The following is an 18,541-nucleotide window of genomic DNA, read 5'->3' as shown; positions in this document are numbered from 1 at the left end:
CAGGTTGGAGTATTCTGGCTGTTCAGGTGAGGATGGTTTCCTCAGTTTTTCAGGGAGTTGATGATCTGATGATCCGCGAGCAGTTGGATTTTATTAAGCGTTGCTGGCTGCAATTAGCGATGCTGTTAGGTGTTACTTATCTGTTAATGACGTTGATTCTGGTCTTTGGTCGCGAGGTTTATGATGACGGGCTGAAAAGTCGTACAGCCGAGCGCCATCAGTATCTGTTGGACCTGGCGGAAAGTCAGATCCACGAATTTATCCTTCGCATCACCCAGGATATTCAGCAATTGAGCATTCTGCCCAGTGTTTCTGAATATCTGGCTCTTCCGAATGCCGTTAACCGACGAACTCTTGAAGAAACCTTCGCTGCTACCAGTCATATCTATGGTCGTTATGACCAGATTCGTCTGCTTGACCTCAAGGGACAAGAGCTGATTCGGGTGAATTATCACGCTGGCGGACCCGTAGCAGTGCCCCAGAGCCTTCTGCAGAATAAAGCGGATCGCTATTACACCCGGGAAGGCATGCAATTAAATCCGGGTGAGTTTTATTTGTCACCCTTGGATCTGAATGTCGAAAACGGTGAGATCGAAAAACCCTTGAAGCCGGTTATTCGTGCAGTGAACTTACTCAGGAATTCGAGTGGGAAACCTCAGGCACTGTTGATTCTGAACTATCGTGCCGGAGATTTTCTTAATAATTTCCGGGCGTTGTTCAGTCACGGCGGTAGGGGCATGTTGATTAACAATGACGGTTACTGGCTTTCCAATCATGAGCGGATGAATGAGTGGGGCTGGCAGCTGGGTCAGCCCGATAAGCAGATTTCGCAATGGAATCCTGAACTTTGGTTGAAAATACAGGACAGCAAATTTGGTCGATTCGACTCTGAAAGCGAGATGGTGAGTTTCCGGACTATTCAGCCCTCCAGCTTTGATAAATTGGTGGATGGCCGCTTTGCTTCCAGTAGTGGTTTGAAACAGGATGTGAAAATTCAGTCCTGGTATGCATTGGTGCAGAGCACCAGAGATCAATGGTTGGAAGACGCTTTTTACCATCATCCAGCGGTGAAACTCTTCATTTTCTCTCTGTATCTGGCGACCTTCGCTCTGATCTGGCTATTCCTGAAGCACAAAGCTGACAAGAAGCTTAATGCGGAACAGCAGGCTCGTTATACCTCTGAGCTGGAGGATCTCTACTACAACGCTCCGATCGGCTATCTGACAATCGATGCTGAAACCCGAATTACCAATGCGAACCGAAAGATTCTTGAGTACCTGCAGTATGGACGGGAGGATCTGTTGGGGCATCGACTAACGGATATTCTGTCACCGGATTCTCATAAAGAGCTGATGGCGGCTATTACCACTCGTCATAGCGGGGAGTTACGCATGGAAGCGCGCTGCAAGGATGGCAGTTGGCTACCGGTGAATAGTGCGATTTCATCTAAGTTTGATGGCACGGCGCTAACGATGAGCCGCTGCAGTGTGCAGGATATCAGTCTGCAGATGGAGCTTGAGCAGAGACTGAGGAATCTGGCAAATACTGATGCTTTAACCGGAGCTTATAATCGCCGATATACTGAGATTCTGTTTTTAGAGGCATTGGAGCATCTGGCTGATGGCGATCTTGGGGGGGAACTCTCAATTCTGGTCTTGGATATTGATCATTTCAAAGCGATCAATGACAACTACGGCCACGGCGCAGGTGATGAAGTGCTGGTGGCATTCACCAAACTCTGTCTGCAATGTATTGGTTCGAAAGGGCATTTTTCCCGATTCGGTGGTGAAGAGTTCCTGGTGCTGATGCCGCAATCTGATAGTGCTCAGGCAGTTCGATTGGCAGAGAAAATACGACAGGAAACTGAAAAACTGGTTGTTGAAACCAGTGATCGCCGAGAAGTTCGGTTTACCGTTTCTATCGGTATAGCGGTTTACCAACATTCGAGCCATGAAAACCTGGATCAGCTGATCCATCGGGCTGATGAGAAGCTATACGAGGCCAAACGATCAGGTCGAAACAGGGTGGTTGGTTGAGTTCGATCTAGGGTAGTGCTGCCGACAAAAAGGCCATGCTTAATGTAAAGCATGGCCTTTTTTGGGCTTTGAGTTCGGCAAAGCTACGCTGAACCCAGTTAGTTCCTGCCTTGTTTCTCATCTGATTACAGCAGGTACTATTCGTTTCAGACGGCTATTATTCAGCCTTGGACAGCAGGTACTGGGTCAGCAGAGGTACCGGACGACCGGTTGCTCCCTTCTCTTTACCGGAGTGCCATGCGGTGCCTGCGATATCCAGGTGCGCCCAGCGGTAGTCTTCGGTGAAGCGGGACAGGAAGCAGGCGGCGGTGATGGTACCGGCCGGACGACCGCCGATGTTAGCCATATCGGCAAAGTTGGAATCCAGCTGCTGCTGGTATTCGGCCCACAGCGGCAGGTGCCAGGCTTTATCGTTGGCATCGATACCGGCTTCCAGCAGTTCTGCTGCCAGTTCGTCATCGTTCGCCAGCAGGCCGGAGGCGTGATGACCCAGACCGATAATGCAGGCGCCGGTCAGGGTCGCGATATCCACTACGGTTTCCGGGTTGTATTTACCGATATAGGTCAGGGCATCACACAATACCAGACGGCCTTCGGCATCGGTATTCAGAATCTCAACGGTTTTACCGGACATGGTGGTGACGATATCACCTGGCTTGGAAGCGTTACCCGCTGGCATGTTTTCCACTGCGGCAACCACACCGATTACATTCAGCTTAGGCTTCAGCTGTTTCAGCATCGCCATGGTACCCATGACACTGGCAGCACCGCACATGTCGAATTTCATTTCGTCCATGCCTTCGCCCGGCTTCAGGCTGATACCACCGGTATCAAAGGTCACGCCTTTGCCCACCAGAACGTGTGGCTTGGCATCGCCATTGCCCTTGTATTCCATGACGACAAGGCGTGGCGCTTCGACACTGCCTTTAGCAACGGACAGCAAGGAGTTCATACCCAGTTCTGCCATCTGGTTTTCATCCAGAATAGTCAGGGAGAGTTCGTCAAAATCCTTTGCCAGCTCTTCAGCCTGTTCTGCCAGATAAACCGGTGTACAGATGTTGCCCGGCAGGTTGCCCAGAGTACGGGTTACATTCATGCCCTCACCGGTAGCGGCACCGGTATCCAGCGCTTTCTGCACGGCACCTTCAGCACCCGGTACAAACAGAGTAATGCTGTTCAGAGCGACTGGATCGGCTTGTTTGCTCTTCAGCTGATCGAACACATAGAGAGTCGTTACCGTGTTTTCTGCCAGCAGACGGGCTTTCCAGTTCAGGTCACGGCCTTTGATCTCAACATCTTCAAGGCTCAGAGCCAGAGTGGCGATTTTGGTGTCTTTAACTGCAGAGATCAGATTTTTGATCAGGGTGCGGAATTTGCCATCTTTCAGCTCTTCAGGCTTGCCTGTGCCGACCAGCAGCACTCGACCTTTCAGCTCACCGGCTTCCGGCAGCAGTTGTGTCTGGCCAAATTTACCGCTGAAATCACCCAGCTCCAGAATACGGCTGATGGCACCGCCACTGGCTTTATCCAGTTGTTGAGCATTGTTACCCAGTGCAGCATCTGCACCCACAAAGGCGATACGGCAATCTGCTGATAGTTCGGTTAGTGCTTGAGTTGTAGCGTTAAAAGACATAAAAACCCCACTCGAAAATGATGACAGGCAAGACAAAAGCAGTCTGTTATTAGATAATTTGCCCGTTTGACTCAGTAGTATATGGTGACTGCTGACAGTTTACGCAATGCCTGATGTAACGGAAAGCAGAGGAAAATTGTTCTCCGTTATTATTACTCTATTTAAATGAGCATCCGTGTTTATGGGTTTATTTCTGGGAGCCGCCTTTTGATCCTGTTTCGCTATCTGGTCCGTGAGGTTTTGCTGACACTGACAGCGGTATCTGCTGTTCTGCTGTTGATTATTCTCGGTGGACGTTTTATCGGGCTGTTTCAGGATGTTGCCGAAGGCTCTCTGTCGCTGGATTTTCTCTGGACACTGTTGCTGCTGCAGTTCCCTTCGGTTCTGGAACTGATTCTTCCCTTGGGGTTCTTCCTTTCTGTCATGCTGACGTACGGTCGTCTCTATCAGGAAAATGAGATCGGCGTTCTTCTTGCCTGCGGTTTCTCACCTAACCGACTGTTGGCTTATACCTTAATTACCGGACTGTTTGTTGCTGCAATTGTCGCCAGTTTTAGTCTTTGGTTAACCCCTTTGAGTGAGTCGAAAACAGCACAAATTTTGGACGAACAAAAACAACGGGTCGATTTCTCAACGATTCAGCCTGGACGTTTCCAATCATTTTCCGGTGGTCAGGTGGTATATACCGAAGATCTGAAAGATTCCAATACCAAGATGCACAATGTTTTTTTATCCCAGCAAATTAAAGGGGAGGATGGCAAAGTGCGAACAGCTGTATTCAAAGCGGAACTTGGCTATCAGTATCTGGATGAAAAAACGGGTAGTCGTTATCTGGTATTAGAGGATGGGGCCAGAACTGAAGGGCGCGCAGGACAGAGAGATTTTTCGATACTTACTTTCGAACGTTATGCCGTTCGTATGTCAGAGAAGAAAAAATCAGCAGCGTCACTGAAGGTTCGCCAACTTCCCTCTACAGTCGTTTTTTCCTCGGATAATCCTGCCCATCAGGCGGCAACTCAGTGGCGATTATCGCTTCCTATTATGGTTCTTGTGGTTACTTTAATAGCTGTCCCCCTGAGCTATGTTCGCCCGAGGCAGGGGCGCTTTGCTAAGTTATTCCCTGCTGTGTTTCTACATATTTTTTATCTCAGCGCGCTTATTTCTGTTCAGGGAATGATCGAAAAGGGAAGGCTTGACCCTTCCGTAGGTCTTTGGTCTGTCCATGCAGTATTTTTGTCGATTGCAGTATATCTCTTGTTTAAAGAGCCACTAATCAATGGATTGAAAGCAATCAAGCGTGAAAGAGGTTCTGTGTGAGAAGGATTGATAATTACATAGCGAAGAACGTTTTTGGTGCTGTACTGGTTGTTCAATTACTTTTGCTTGGGCTTGATATGATGCTGGCCTTGGTTAATGAACTGGATAACCTCAATCAAACCTACCAGTTAAGCAGTGCTCTCTATTATGTTTTATTAAGTGCGCCGCGGCGTTTTTATGACTTAGTCCCCGTTAGCGTCATGGTCGGTGCATTGATTGGCCTTGGGAGTTTAGCTAGCAATAATGAGTTGGCTGTTATTCGGGCTGCTGGTGTTTCTATCACTCGAATTATCTGGGCCGTAATGAAACCAATGTTGTTGATTATCGCTGTAACAGCTTTCATTGGTGAATATGTATCCCCGAAAACAGAAGTTGATGCACAGAATTACCGCACAATGAAGCGCTGGAATGCCGCAGGGGTTGGTAAAGGGGGGGTTTGGATTAGAGATGGAAGTGATTTTTTTTATTTCCAGTCGATTCGAACCGATGGTCGCTTATTCGGTATCCAACGACACAGTTTTGACAGGACAGGTCAGGTTCTAGAGTCTGTAACCGTTGCTGATAGTGGACGTTATGACTTTGATCGAGAAGGTTGGCTTTTAGAGAGCGGTCAGAAGACACTTTTATCCAGTAAGACAGTTACTACAACAAAGCTCGATACAGTTTTCTGGCAGAGTGACCTCAAGCCAGATCTCATGAAGGTGATTATCCTGAATCAACGCTACCTTGCGCCATCAGATCTTTGGCGTTATTCGCAATATCTGAAAGAGCAGGGTCTGAAATCCCATGAACATGAGATGGCTTTCTGGCAAAAAGTGTTGTTGCCTGTGACCATTGGGTCCCTGGTGCTAGTTGCCGCTTCCTTCGTTTTTGGCCCTCTACGTTCGGCGCCAGCAGGTACCCGGGTGTTCAGTGGTGTGGTAGTGGGGCTGGTTGTTAAATATATTCAGGATATTTTGGGCCCTGCCAGTGTCGTATATGGCTTTGATCCGGTTTGGGCCGTGCTGACACCGGCGATAGGCTGTGCTTTATACGGTATTGTTCTGATTCGCCGAACCGGATAAACATTTCTTAATTTTTTGCTCTCAGTGCTAAGGCAGATAAATGACAACAAGTGGACGCCAGTTTCCAAAACAGACCTATACCCGACCAGCAGGACTAATTCGTCGGTTGGGTGCGATGATGTACGATTTTCTGATTATTGTGGCAATTTGGATGTTGTTGGGCTTTGCCCGTCTGCCTTTTGTACCGGAAGGCGTTGATGCGATGAACGATCATGCAGGCCCGGGCTTTCAGAGTGTTCTGTTTTTAGTGACTTTTGGTTTCTTTACCTTCTTCTGGCGTCGTACCGGTCAGACTTTGGGGATGCAGGCGTGGCGAATTCGTATTCAGAATAGCGATGGCCGTGCTATTACGCTGACTCAATCACTGATGCGTTTCTTCTGCGGGGCTTTCTCTCTGGTGTGCTTGGGGTTGGGGCACTTCTGGATGCTGTTTTCACCTTCGAAAAAGACCTGGCCGGATAGTTTTTCTGAGTCTGAGGTGGTCTATGTACCTTCTGATAAAGAGATTACACGCCTGCATGCAGACGATGAGAATGCTGCTGAACCTGCCGGTAAAGAAAGCCGTAAGAAAAGCAAAAAAAAGAGCTAAGCGTTCAGGCTTAGCTCCAAGTCCTTTCTGATTTTCCTTTTAACATCCCGCTATCTTATTCAGTACTGGTTAGCTGTTGGCCTGAATCCAGGCTTTCAGCTGAGCGGGCTGCAACACACCTGACTGCCGGGCAACCTCTTTGCCGCCTTTAAATATCGCCAGAGTTGGTATGCTTCGGATACCAAACTGAGCACCCAGTTGCTGTTCCTGTTCGGTATTGACCTTGGCCATGCGGACATAAGGCTCCAACTCAACGGTCATCTGAGAAAAGATCGGCCCCATCATCTGACAAGGCCCGCACCAGGGCGCCCAAAAATCCACTACAACTGGCAGGTCAGAGTTAGCGATCACCTTAGCCATGGTCGTCTGTGTCAGATTCTGAGGCTCACCAGTAAACAAAGGTTGTTTGCATTTGCCGCAATTAGGTCGGTCAGACAATCTCTGGTTAGGAATACGGTTAACGGCACTGCAATGAGGGCAGACAACATGAGACGTTTGCTGTTCGGACATGATGATTCCTGTCGATAAGATTTGTTAGTTAAATCTTATATAAGGGTGGCGAGGCACTTTTCAACCACCCTTTCCGGGATGAGTCTCTACAGACAGGTATTTGTCAGCGAAGAATTTGTTCCAGCTGCTGAAGGTTCTCAAGGCATTGCTTGTGATCCAGCAACAGTACGGCCTGATTCTCCGAGTCCAGCGTTAGCCCCTTGAGCTGTTCGCTGGCAGAAAACAGAATGGATGGCTGTAAGCCGTAACCTTCTGTCAGAGAGCCATTGCGAAAAATTGCAAAGTTCAGAGAACTCAGTTTTTGCTGGTTTGGTAACGCGAGTTTACCCAGTCGGGCGAAACTGTGGGCCGGTTTAATATTCAGTCCATCACCTAAAGGCAGGTCTGTGAAAGGCACCAGTAAAAGGTCTCCGATCAGGCTGCCCTGTTCCAGCTTGTGTCGGAACCATAAAGCCAGGTTTTGCAGGCGATGCAGTTTCTGCTCTTCGGCAGACAGCAGTTGCCAGTCCAGTTGCGTCAGTTTTTCCAGAGGGCTGGCAAAGTAAAGCCATTCCTGAAGATTACCCTTCTGTTCTGTTGGAATACTGGTCAGGCTGCGTGATGACAGGTGCTGATGCAGAGCCTGATTGGCACTGAAGCTATCATCGGGTTGCAGTGAAATTTGGTAGTTCCAGACCTGGTTTTGCCACTCTCTGCTGACAGCAAAAGGAATATTGGTTTTCAGCTGCTGGGCAAGGAAGCGTGATGATTCTGGTAGTGTCTGGGAGAGGGGTTCAGAAGCATGCTCTGACAGATGAGTGCCAGTAGATGTTGAATCGAAAAGTTTTAGCGCGCTTTGAAGAGGAAGCCGGCAAAGGGTGCCGAAGCAGTCGCCCAGATCAAAAAGGGCAGAAGTCAGATGAGATGATGAAGCAAATTCAAATGGATTAGCAGACGGATTCTGAGACAGCATGATGAAGTTCCTGATTATGTGATAGTCGTTCTTGTGAGCTAGGTAGTGATTCAGCGGTAATGGTCATAATCTTGCGCATCATAGGTTTCATCATCGTGGTCATAATCATAGGTTTCATGGTCGTATTCTCTTTCTCAGTTGTATTTGAAAATAAAAAAACCGGCAAATCGCCGGAGTTCTATTGATATCACGTCAACGCCGCGACCACAACTGCATATAAGTGCTTTCCCGTAGCCGAATGTGAACGATCAGATAACCTGATAGGTTTTGTCTATTAATTTGATCTGAAAGTTATATTTATCCAATCAGAATTGAAGCGATATAGTGGCTACATCAAGGTTCAGCACAGACATGAATTGTTATGCTGTTGTTTGGATCTGAATGTTTAAGTAGAGGAAACGCTTACCCGCGCTGATCCTTAAGCCGATACCTGACAACAGGATGTCGGAATCATTACCCGCATTGGAGAAACAAGATGTTAGCGAATCGTGAAGGTCAGAGAGTTCCTGAAGTTGCATTTAACACCCGCATCAACAACGAGTGGGTTCAGTTAAGCACTGACGACCTGTTTAAAGGCAAGAATGTGATCCTGTTTGCGCTGCCGGGAGCATTTACACCGACTTGTTCCAGCACCCACCTGCCTCGCTATAACGAACTGGCTTCTGTGTTCCGTGAACAGGGTATCGACGACATCATCTGCCTGTCGGTTAACGATCCCTTTGTGATGGATGCCTGGGCCGGTGATCAGAATGCAGAGAATATCTCTATGCTGCCGGACGGCAATGGCGACTTCAGCCGCGGTATGGGTATGTTGGTCAATAAAGGTGAGCTGGGTTTTGGTGATCGTAGCTGGCGCTACTCTATGCTGGTTCGTGATGGTGTTATCGAGAAGATGTTTATCGAGCCGGATGTGCCGGGCGACCCGTTTGAAGTGTCCGATGCCGATACCATGCTGAACTATCTGGCACCGGAAGCCGCTGCACCGAAGCGTGTCACTGTGATCGGTAAGCCGGGCTGCAGTCACTGCACGCGAGCCAAGAATGCACTGAAAGAGCGCGGCATGAAGTTTGAGGAAATTACCATCGGTAGTCACGGTATCAGCCTTGCGACTCTGCATGCGGTATCTGGCCGCGGTACGACACCTCAGATCTTTATTGAAGGTGAGCATATTGGCGGTGCGGACGAACTGGAAAACTGGCTGAAGTCGCACTGAGTTCCAGTTCAGAGACTGCTAGCCTGAAATAAAAATGCCCCGCCCGATCAAGATCGGGTGGGGCATTTTTTTAAAAGGTCGTTCTATGAACAGCCTTTTTATGAGCAGTCATTTTATAAGCAGCCTTTCTATCTTATGACCTGACCGATAGCTTAAATCAGTTCTGTCCCATCAGCAGACCTATCGCATTACTCAGGGCATCACTTCGATCCGGATCACGGAACTGAGCGATAATCAGAGTACGCAGACCCGGTACAAAAATCAGGTCACGCACGATCTTGATAAAGGCCTGTTCACCGGCAGGGCATGCTGCCAGTTTCTCCAGATAAGGCTTCAGCAGCTCTGGGTTCTCCAGAGATTCCCAGGCGCGGGCAGCAATAACGGTAAGAATTTCAATATCGTCACTGTGCGCGCTGGCCAGTACATCTTTGATCAGGCCGTCACGCAGGCCTTTGGCCTGACTGTGACCAACACCACGGATCGCCGCCGCCAGTGTTAAGCGGTCAGCTTCCGAATCTGCAATCAGCTTTTCAGCCCGGTCACAGATCGCGGCGGTCAGCTTGTGATCGATGCTCTCATTTTCAAGGCAGCGACACAGAGCGCTGAATGGAATATCCGGGAAGGACGCGATGTGCTTTGTCAGATCACCGGCATTGTCCTGTTTCTCAAGACGAACGGTAAAGTCTGCAATCCCCTGCAGGCCGACGTCTTCCCAGTCATCCATATCGCGCTGGCCAGTAAAGTATTCTTCCGCCTGATCATGGAAGCGGGAAGCTGGCTGACCCAGAGCTAACTTGGCTTTGGCGTTAAAAATCGCAATGCGTTCCTGATCCGGCGTAAATGCCAGCGGGTTATCCTTCATCAGGTTCTGGGCCTGCTGATTTTCTTCGGCAGACATATCTTTGGCATTCTGGCCGATGGTTTCTAACAAGCGCTTCAGGAAGTCGTCGCGGGCCGCCTGAATAATGAAACCCTGTTCATCCAGCGGAAACTGCAGGAACCAGATAAAGTGTTGCTCGGGAGCCTGTGGATACCAGAACAGAATCCCAAGGCGCGCGTGATACATATAAGGCTGCGGATAAGGCAGTTCGCACTGTTCAAAGCGGGAGAAGGTATTAGCAGACACCAGGGACACCCGACGTCCCATATCGAACACGCGAAGGTTAGCCCCGGTTTTGTCGAGAAAGTCGGTAAGGGTTGTGATGTCAGACATAGAGCTTCCTGTTTTGCCAGCTGAAGATTCAGATCATGGGGATTTCAGAGGTTGCAGAGATTACTGCTTTTAGCCTGAATTCTCCAGTATGCAACAGTGTTATACGGCTCGACAGAAACTTATCTGGTTAAAAAATGAACAGTTTTCTGCAGGCATGATAATCCCTGATGTCGCTCCTGTTGTCCCACAATTATCCACAGTTGTTTACCGGATACTTGTGCATAGTCGATAATTTCTGTCACAGAAAACGTGGTTGAGCTGTAAGGTAGCGCAAGAGTCTTTGATGGGTATAAAAATCGAGCAAAAACAGTTAATTATAGTGTTTTTATATCCAGTGTTTTAACGGTTTTACCAAACTTGGCGGGTGATGTTATCCCCTTGGTCAGCCGTGCATTTAACGGAAATAACAGTATACTCCCCGATAAGTACCAAGCTATCCCTGTGGTTATCCACAGCTTTGGCGCAAACCTCAGAAAAAGAGAGTTTTCCACAGTTCCGGCCGCCTGAATCGAATAATAAGAGACCATCAGCAATGAGTTCAGCAGACAATCGCTATCACATCCGGATTATTTTGCACGGCAAAGAAGCACAGAATATTGCCCTGCGGGATGCTGTGCGTCTGCTGCGTGATCACAGATATAAGATTGATGTCCGGGTCACCTGGGAAGAGGGGGATGCCCGACGTCTTGCCAGAGAAGCCCGTCAGCTTGGTGTGCATACCGTTGTTGCCGCCGGTGGCGATGGTACCTTGAACGAAGTGGTTAACGGTTTGATGGCCGCCGATGCCCGTCTGGAGATGCCATCTCTGGGATTGATCCCTCTGGGAACAGCGAATGACTTTGCCATGAGCTGCCGGATTCCATTGGCTCCGCTGGAAGCGTTGAGGCTGATTACTGAAATATCCCCGGTTGCTGTGGATTTAGGTCGGGCTAATCAGCGCTATTTTCTGAATCTGGCGTCTGGTGGTTTTGGTACCCAGATTACCACCTCGACCCCGGATGAGCTGAAACGGGCTCTAGGCAGTCTGGCCTATCTGCTGACAGGAATGAGTAAATTCACCAGTATCGCTGCGGTTGAGGGCAGAATTAAAGCGCCTGATTTTGATTGGCAGGGTGCATTTATGGTCCTGGGAGTGGGCAATGGCCGACAGGCAGGTGGTGGCCACGAGCTCTGCCCGGATGCGCTATTGGATGACGGGCTTCTGGATCTGAATATTCTGCCGAAAACTGAGCAGCAGACCCTGACCGATACCCTGCAGTACTTTATGCTCGATAACGGTGCTGTGTTGCAGAACCTGATGATCCATCGCCGGGTCCCCTGGCTGGAAATCGAGGCTGAACAGAGTATGAACATCAATATCGATGGTGAACCCCTGTCCGGGCAACATTTCCGCTTTGAAATCCATACAGCTGCTTTAAAGATGCACCTGCCGCGAAGAGCTCCCTTGCTGAGTAAAAACGCAGGTGATGAGGGTCTTACCTAATAAAAAAGCCGGTTTTACCGGCTTTTTTATTGCTGAGTCAGAGAAGGGGGGAAATCGGGTCAGTTCTCTTTTTCCAGCTTATCGTTAATAAACAGGATGGCATCATCCACAGCTTTAACCACCTGTTTTCGCATCAGCAGGTAGTCTTCACTTTCCATGTAAAAGCCCATATCGACTTCAAAACGGAAGTATTGAGTAGGCAGGTTGTTAAGGGCCACGCAGGCGATATCTTCCACATATCCTTGCTCGTAGCCGGACAGAAAGCCCCGCTCGGTCAGTTCTTCCAACACCAGTTTTTCATAATAATTCTGCACATTCTGAAACAGCATAACCATTCTCCGGCAGTCAGATATCTCCTCATCCCTGAAGGTCTTTTGTCGTATGCTCCTGCTTCACCTTCAGCATAGTCCGTCAGCATTTATTGTGCACAAATTGTCGTATCCGGTGGCGCTGTAAAGGCGTTATCAGCCGCTGTAGATCAAAGATTCCGCCTGCTCGATGTGATCCGTCATACCCTGAAGAATCAGAGTGTCGCCTTTCTGAAGCTCAAAGTCGGCTGACGGACTCTCAATATCCACGTCGTCACGATTGATACGCAGCACCTGAACCTGACAGCTATCCAGATTCAGATCGCCTATGGTTTTTCCGTGAGCAAAGCAGCTGTCGCTGATCTGAACCGGATGCAGTCGGATCAGCGGATTACCCTCTTTATCCAGCAGCTGAGACAGACGACCGTGGAAGTAACCGTGAAGCAACTGATAGCGCTGCTCCCTTGCGGTCTGAACCATACGAGCGATGCGGCGGAAAGGGATCTGCATCTGGGTCATCACATGGGTCACCAGCATCAGGCTACCTTCCAGTGCTTCCGGTATCACCTCGGTGGCACCTTCCTGCTTCAGGTCTTCAAGGTGGCTGTCATCACGGGTACGAACCACCACAGGAATCTCATGGCTGAGTGCTCGCACGCTGCGCAGAATCGACAGTGTCTGTTCGTATTCATTAACGGTAATCACGACCAGGCTGGCGCGATGCAGACCGGCGGCTTCCAGTACCTTACGGCTGGATGAGTCTCCGAAGAAGATATTTTCACCACCGCCTGTCGCTTCCTGAACCCGGATCGGATCGTTATCCAGAGCCAGAATCGGGAGTTTCTCTTTGCGCATAAAACGGGCAACGGTCTGCCCGACACGACCAAAGCCGCACACGATAATATGCCGGTCCAGTTCTGATGTTGCAGCGGCCAGCTCTTCAGAATTGTGCGGAGGTGGTTCTTCGTAAGGTTTGTTGGGTAATAGCAGCTGACAGATCTTCGCATTGAAGCGAATCAGGAAAGGGGTTACGGCGATGGAGAATACAATGATCGCCACCACAAGGCTTGCGATCTCGGCCTCGAGAAGGCTGTTTGCCAGCGCCAATGTCAGCAGAGCAAAACCAAACTCACCACCTTGTGCCAGAACCAGCCCGGTTCGGATCGCGGTGGACCTGTCTTTACCCAGCAGTTGAGCCAGCAGGCCAATCAGAATCGCTTTCGATAGCACCAAACCGATACTGCCGAGTAATACCCAATGCAGGTTGCGGATCAGTACCTGATAATCCAGCTGCATGCCCACGGTGACAAAGAACAGGCCCAGCAGAATATCCCGGAAAGGGCGGATGTCGGCTTCAATCTGATGTTTGAAGTGACTTTCTCCCAGCATCATGCCTGCCAGGAAAGCACCAAGCGCCATAGATAGTTCAAGGGCGTGAGTGATCCAGGCCGCGGTCAGGGCAACCAGCAGTACCGTCATCACGAAGAGCTCTTCGGAGCGGGTTTTGCTGATTTCATGGAAGATAAAAGGCATTAGCCATTTACCCACAGCAAGCATGACCGCAAAGAGGGCAACGCCTTTCAGCAGAATCAGGCCGATGGCAAAAGAGAAACTGTTGTCACTGGTGCCTGCCAGTGCAGGAATCATAATCAGGAAGATAACCGCTGCCAGATCCTGAAACAGCAGCACGCCGATGGCAGAGTGGCCGTGGTTGCTGTTGAGTTCGTTCCAGCGGGTCAGCTCCTGTGTCACGATGGCGGTAGAGGACAGGCCAAGGGCACCGGCAATAATAAGAGAGGCTTCAGAGCTAAGCCCCAGCAGGAAATGAAGAATCGACCAGAAGAAGAGGCTGCAGATAATCACCTGACTGCTGCCAAGACCGAACACGGTTTTACGCAGGGCGTTCATCTTGCCCAGAGAGAACTCAAGTCCCAGAGAGAAGAGTAGGAAGACGAGGCCAAACTCAGAGAGAAAGTGCAGATCATCAGGTTTGGGGATCAGCTGGAAGGCGTAGGGGCCGATCAACAGGCCAACCATCAGATAGCCCAGTACCGGCGGCAGGCGCAGGCGGCGCAACAGCGCCGTGGAAATTACCGAGCCTCCCAGAATAATCATCACCTGATTGAAGTAGTTAGCACTCTCTAACATCTGCATCCTTAGGCTGAAGCCCTTGCCTGTTCTTATTCTTGATTGGTGTTATTAGCTTTGGCTGAGCTAATTAAGCGTTCAGATTATCACTGTACACAGAAAATAAAATACCACTTCCGTGAGTCAAGGTGGCGAAACGTAATCCAATGGGGCGGATCGGGCCCATACAGCAGACAGAAGCGTTTTGCCGAGCAACGTCAGTCTATTTAAAATGCACGATGACTTGATGCATTTCCCCGCGTCGCTGTTTTTCTTAAATGAAGGTTTAGAAATGCCCCGAAATTTACGCGAACTGTTATTTGAACTTGAGGCTGAAATGAAAGCGACAGCTCTCTGGCAGGCAGAACCTTTGCCGCCGTCTGCTTATGAGAGTACGGAGCCTTTCTGCATTGATCGTATGAATTTTGCTCAATGGCTGCAGTTTATTTTTCTGCCCCGGATGCATGCTTTGCTGGATGCAGAGCAGCCGTTGCCGGCACAGATCAGCATTGTCCCTCTTGCCGAAGTATATTTTGCTCAGGCGGGGGTTAAGGCGGAAAAGTTAGTGAAATTGCTGCAAAGGATTGAACAGGCTGTGTTGGCCTGATAGTTTTTTCATACCTATCGGTAAGATGATAGATAGCTCAGCTTACGCTAAGATGAGCAGCGCGCCAGATATAAAAACAATAAGGCGAAGTGCATTCCGAGGATGCACACCATAAAAATGTGCGTCCGGTCTGACAGGAAGGATGCAGCTAAAAATAACAATTAAAGAAAAAAGCCGCAGGCAATGTCTGCCGCTTATTTAGGGTCAAGATGAATAAGAACAATAACTCATCGACGGCTGAGCGTATTCTGGATATTGCCCAGGATCTGTTGCAGCGTCAGGGCTTTAACGGCTTTAGCTATCAGGATATTGCCGAGCGGGTCAAAATTCGTAAAGCGAGTATTCACTACCACTTTCCTTCCAAAGGCGATCTGATCATCAGCCTTTGTGCGCGTTATGTAGACCAGTTTCTTGAGCGTCTGCATCAGCTGGACCGTAAACATGAATCCAGTCACGCCCGTCTTAAAGAATTCACTCAGATCTACAGTCGTATCATTAAGGATAAAGAGAAACTTTGTCCGGTGACCATGCTGTCAGCCGAAGTTGAGGCCCTGCCGACTCAGGCAAAGGAACACCTGCAGCGCTTTGTCAGCGAAACAGAACGCTGGCTTGGCCAGACATTGGAGCAGGGTAAGCGCGCCCACGAGCTTCAGTTTCCGGGTGGCTTTCAGTCTCAGTCCCGAATTCTTCTGGCGACTCTTCAGGGTGCTATGCTGGTGGCACGAGCATCTGGTGACCGTGGACATTTTCAGGGTATCGCCGATGATCTGCTGCGTCAGCTTCAGCTCAATCCGGCAAGACCGGTTGCGGCCGTTCCTTCGCAGAAGCTGGCTCACGCCTGATAACGCCTCTTCTTATTTGGCATTGATCAGCAGAGATCTTTATCCCTTTACGGGATCTCTGCTGATGCTCTTCCTCCTGACTATTCCCCTGCTCGCCCTTTCGGTATGATGCACAGCAACGCATGTTCTGAAGGAAGAGGTTTTCAATGAGTGGTCAGCCTGAATTAGCGGTAGATTGGCAAAGTCAGATACTGAGGGATGCAGCCATCGCGCTGTTTAAAACCGAACGTATCCGCCGGGATGTTTATACCTGGCCGCTGATCAGTGAGCTGCTGGATCTGGAATGGATCAGTCAGACTGATGGTGCTGAAAGCTACACCCTGACCACGAAAGGCCGCCATCAGTACCCCAAGCTACTGGATCAGAATCTTCCACAGTGGCAGGAACTGGCCCTGTCCGGTATGAGTATGCAGGACGAAGAACGCGATGCCTTTATGCGTCGTCTGGAGTTTATCCGCGCCAATACCCGTTTTGACCTGCCGGTATGGATCAACCGTAAAAGCTTTAACACGCTTTATGGTGGCGATGAGCGTGCTGAGATTTCTGAAGAGCTGCAAGGCTTGCTGCCAAAATACCGAATCAGTGAAGATGCGGTACTGAGAGTTCGCGGCACCACAGATATGCATCTGGTGCGTAAGATGCTTAAGCCGATCCGGTTAGGGCCGATTCTGCAGCTGATGTCCCATGCGGCTATTCCGGAGCGGGATGTGATGGAGCTGACCGAAGTTGATGGTGAACAGCCTTATATGGTGATGACCGTCGAGAATCTGTCTGTGTTTACCGATATGGATATTCCGGATCATCTGATGCTGATCTGGGCTCCGTTGAATTATCCTGATCTTGCAATCAAAGTGCTGAAGATGATTCCTCAGTACGTTCCCCATGTGCACTTTGGTGATCTTGATTCCAGTGGCCTTGCACTGGCAGAACATATTGCCGATGAAACCGGTCGACCCGTTCGCCGTTTCCTGCCGGAGTTCTGGCAGGAATATATGAATGAATATGCACAGCCTTGCGCGGATAAAGCGGTGAAAGGTTGTAGCTGGCAGCAGGCGATCAGTTCTAACACTCTGATTCGTAAGCTGATGTTGCGTAAAGAGTGGCTGCCACAAAGTGCAGTCCTGCTTGATCCCCGTCTGAGAAGTGAGCTCTCAGCCCTGATGAACTAAGGCTTTCAGCGAATATTGCCGACACGAACCTCCCGGTTAACAATATGGGAATCCTGAGCCTGATCAGGGTTCCGTTATTCCTCTGGCGGATAAATTGTTTTTGTAACTGAACTCCGTTACCTTCAATAAGAGGGTAAAAGAAGACTGATCTGCTCAATCTCCGGGAGTCGCTTATGAACGATAGCCAGTCCTTCACCGAACAGCCTGCCGTTTCCGGGGCTTCATCTACGCCTGCCGCCTGGAAAGTGCTTATTGCCGATGATGATGCCGCTGTGCATCAGGTCACCAAAATGGTGATGTCCGGCTTTCAGTTCGATGACAAACCCGTACAGTTCATCAGCGCCTTTAGCGGTAAAGAAGCTTGTCAGGTGATGGATCAGCACCCTGATATTGCCTTGGTGCTATTGGATGTGGTGATGGAAGACGATCAGGCCGGTTTATCCGTTGCCCGTCATATCCGCGAGACATTGTGTAATCACAGCGTACGTATCGTGATGCGGACGGGGCAGCCAGGTCAGGCTCCTGAAGAAGATGTAGTGCGTCGGTACGATATCAACGACTACAAAGACAAAACGGAGCTGACCAAAACCAAACTGGTGACACTCTTTTTCTCTGCTCTGCGCTCCTATCGGGATATCACCGGCATGCAGGACGCCGCTGATGAAACCGTTTCCCGCCCCGTTTCCTTTCTGCAAAACCCTGATGCTCTGCCCTCCGATATTCTGATCTCCGGCATGGCCCATGAGATAGGCACTCCGCTGGGGGTTTGTATCAGTAGTCTGAGCTATCTCCAGGAGTTGCTGGATGGTCTGGCTGAAGCGGCGGAAAATAATCGGCTGAGTCCGGAGCAATTGAAAACCGAATTGGCTTCCAGCCGGGAAGCAGCTCAACTGACCTGGGATAACCTGCAGCGCTCTGCGGATCTGGTAAAAAGTTTTAAGGCGATCGCTACTGATAAGTCCTCGGCCTTTGTCAGTCGTTTTAATCTGGCGGCGTTACTGCAGGATGTTGTTCGTAGCTTGCAGCCGGAAACCCGCAAGAAAGTCGCTCAGGTAGAGTTATTTTGTCCGGACAATCTGGAGGTTTCCTCTGATGCCGGTGCGATCACCCAGATTCTCTCCAACCTGATTATCAATAGTCTAAAGCATGGCTTTGCAGAGTCGTCATCGGATGACGATAACCGAATTAAAGTTTCTGTGGCTCTGCTGGAAGATAAGTCTGAGCAACAGGGTGGTGAGATCGAGCTGGTCTATCAGGATTCCGGTGTCGGGATTTCAGATCAGAACCGTTCCAAGGTTTTCGAAGCCTTCTTTACGACTCAGTCTGAAGAGGGTGGTACGGGGATTGGATTACCTGTGGCGCGAGAGCTGGCGCAGAAGCGGTTAGGGGGAAAGCTTGAGCTTATGGAGTCTGATTCCGGTGCTTGTTTCCGTCTGCTGTTCCGTCGTAACCAGATAACGTAACGCTTTAATTTTGAA

Annotated in this window: 16 protein-coding genes; 10 read left to right on the top strand and 6 right to left on the bottom strand. The window is 49.6% G+C overall.

From position 1 onward, the window contains the following. The first annotated feature begins 32 nt into the window (after positions 1–32). The gene (locus BV405_RS04445; protein ID WP_086479667.1) at positions 33–2,036 is read left to right on the top strand and encodes a sensor domain-containing diguanylate cyclase; all 2,004 of its coding nucleotides are present in this window, start codon (positions 33–35) and stop codon (positions 2,034–2,036) included. 157 nt (positions 2,037–2,193) lie between these two features. Here the strand turns inward: BV405_RS04445 and BV405_RS04440 are convergent, their stop codons facing one another. Next, on the bottom strand, positions 2,194–3,669 hold the full coding sequence (locus tag BV405_RS04440) for a leucyl aminopeptidase (RefSeq protein WP_086479666.1): 1,476 nt from the start codon (positions 3,667–3,669) through the stop codon (positions 2,194–2,196). 207 nt (positions 3,670–3,876) lie between these two features. Between BV405_RS04440 and lptF the strand changes: the two genes are divergently transcribed. Genes lptF through BV405_RS04425 form a run of 3 tightly spaced genes read left to right on the top strand, consistent with a single transcriptional unit; the run spans position 3,877 to position 6,639 of the window. Then, positions 3,877–4,986, top strand: a complete 1,110-nt coding sequence (gene lptF / locus BV405_RS04435) for an LPS export ABC transporter permease LptF (RefSeq protein ID WP_176330046.1) — start codon at positions 3,877–3,879, stop codon at positions 4,984–4,986. After that, positions 4,983–6,050 (top strand): LPS export ABC transporter permease LptG, encoded by a 1,068-nt coding sequence (lptG, locus tag BV405_RS04430; RefSeq protein WP_086479664.1) that lies wholly within the window; start codon positions 4,983–4,985, stop codon positions 6,048–6,050. The genes lptF and lptG overlap by 4 nt, the downstream gene beginning before the upstream one ends. Positions 6,051–6,090: 40 nt before the next feature. Further along, entirely contained in the window at positions 6,091–6,639 is a 549-nt protein-coding gene (locus BV405_RS04425; protein WP_086479663.1) for an RDD family protein, read from the top strand. Positions 6,640–6,708: 69 nt separating this feature from the next. Here the strand turns inward: BV405_RS04425 and trxC are convergent, their stop codons facing one another. Continuing rightward, on the bottom strand, positions 6,709–7,149 hold the full coding sequence (gene trxC / locus BV405_RS04420) for a thioredoxin TrxC (protein ID WP_086479662.1): 441 nt from the start codon (positions 7,147–7,149) through the stop codon (positions 6,709–6,711). A 103-nt stretch (positions 7,150–7,252) separates the two neighbouring features. Beyond that, on the bottom strand, positions 7,253–8,101 hold the full coding sequence (locus tag BV405_RS04415) for a hypothetical protein (protein WP_086479661.1): 849 nt from the start codon (positions 8,099–8,101) through the stop codon (positions 7,253–7,255). A 475-nt stretch (positions 8,102–8,576) separates the two neighbouring features. Between BV405_RS04415 and BV405_RS04410 the strand changes: the two genes are divergently transcribed. After that, positions 8,577–9,314: a glutathione peroxidase gene (locus BV405_RS04410; RefSeq protein ID WP_086479660.1), complete on the top strand. Its 738-nt coding sequence runs from the start codon at positions 8,577–8,579 to the stop codon at positions 9,312–9,314. Positions 9,315–9,471: 157 nt separating this feature from the next. On the opposite strand, the gene BV405_RS04405 is transcribed toward BV405_RS04410, so the two are convergent. After that, positions 9,472–10,527: a DUF3549 family protein gene (locus BV405_RS04405; RefSeq protein ID WP_086479659.1), complete on the bottom strand. Its 1,056-nt coding sequence runs from the start codon at positions 10,525–10,527 to the stop codon at positions 9,472–9,474. Positions 10,528–11,059: 532 nt separating this feature from the next. Between BV405_RS04405 and yegS the strand changes: the two genes are divergently transcribed. After that, the gene (yegS, locus tag BV405_RS04395) at positions 11,060–12,010 is read left to right on the top strand and encodes a lipid kinase YegS (protein ID WP_086479657.1); all 951 of its coding nucleotides are present in this window, start codon (positions 11,060–11,062) and stop codon (positions 12,008–12,010) included. A gap of 59 nt (positions 12,011–12,069) precedes the next feature. Here yegS and BV405_RS04390 read toward each other — a convergent pair whose 3' ends face one another. After that, the gene (locus tag BV405_RS04390; protein WP_176330045.1) at positions 12,070–12,339 is read right to left on the bottom strand and encodes a late competence development ComFB family protein; all 270 of its coding nucleotides are present in this window, start codon (positions 12,337–12,339) and stop codon (positions 12,070–12,072) included. 135 nt (positions 12,340–12,474) lie between these two features. Next, positions 12,475–14,466, bottom strand: a complete 1,992-nt coding sequence (locus BV405_RS04385) for a monovalent cation:proton antiporter family protein (RefSeq protein ID WP_086479655.1) — start codon at positions 14,464–14,466, stop codon at positions 12,475–12,477. A 184-nt stretch (positions 14,467–14,650) separates the two neighbouring features. Here BV405_RS04385 and BV405_RS04380 point away from each other — a divergent pair, with 184 nt between their 5' ends. The 4 genes from BV405_RS04380 to BV405_RS04365 all read left to right on the top strand — a co-directional run bounded on the left by BV405_RS04380 (position 14,651) and on the right by BV405_RS04365 (position 18,526). Next, on the top strand, positions 14,651–15,052 hold the full coding sequence (locus BV405_RS04380) for a YqcC family protein (protein ID WP_217895569.1): 402 nt from the start codon (positions 14,651–14,653) through the stop codon (positions 15,050–15,052). A 209-nt stretch (positions 15,053–15,261) separates the two neighbouring features. After that, a complete protein-coding gene (locus BV405_RS04375; protein ID WP_086479654.1) occupies positions 15,262–15,894 on the top strand; it encodes a TetR/AcrR family transcriptional regulator in 633 nt (210 codons plus the stop codon). A gap of 146 nt (positions 15,895–16,040) precedes the next feature. Next, on the top strand, positions 16,041–17,063 hold the full coding sequence (locus BV405_RS04370) for a hypothetical protein (protein ID WP_086479653.1): 1,023 nt from the start codon (positions 16,041–16,043) through the stop codon (positions 17,061–17,063). 173 nt (positions 17,064–17,236) lie between these two features. After that, positions 17,237–18,526 (top strand): hybrid sensor histidine kinase/response regulator, encoded by a 1,290-nt coding sequence (locus BV405_RS04365; RefSeq protein ID WP_086479652.1) that lies wholly within the window; start codon positions 17,237–17,239, stop codon positions 18,524–18,526. The last annotated feature ends 15 nt before the right edge of the window (positions 18,527–18,541 follow it).

This window comes from Oceanospirillum sanctuarii, assembly GCF_002150805.1.
Lineage (GTDB): Bacteria > Pseudomonadota > Gammaproteobacteria > Pseudomonadales > Halomonadaceae > Oceanospirillum > Oceanospirillum sanctuarii.
Note: the sequence above shows the minus strand (reverse complement) of the source record. Positions and strands in the feature narration are given on the sequence as shown.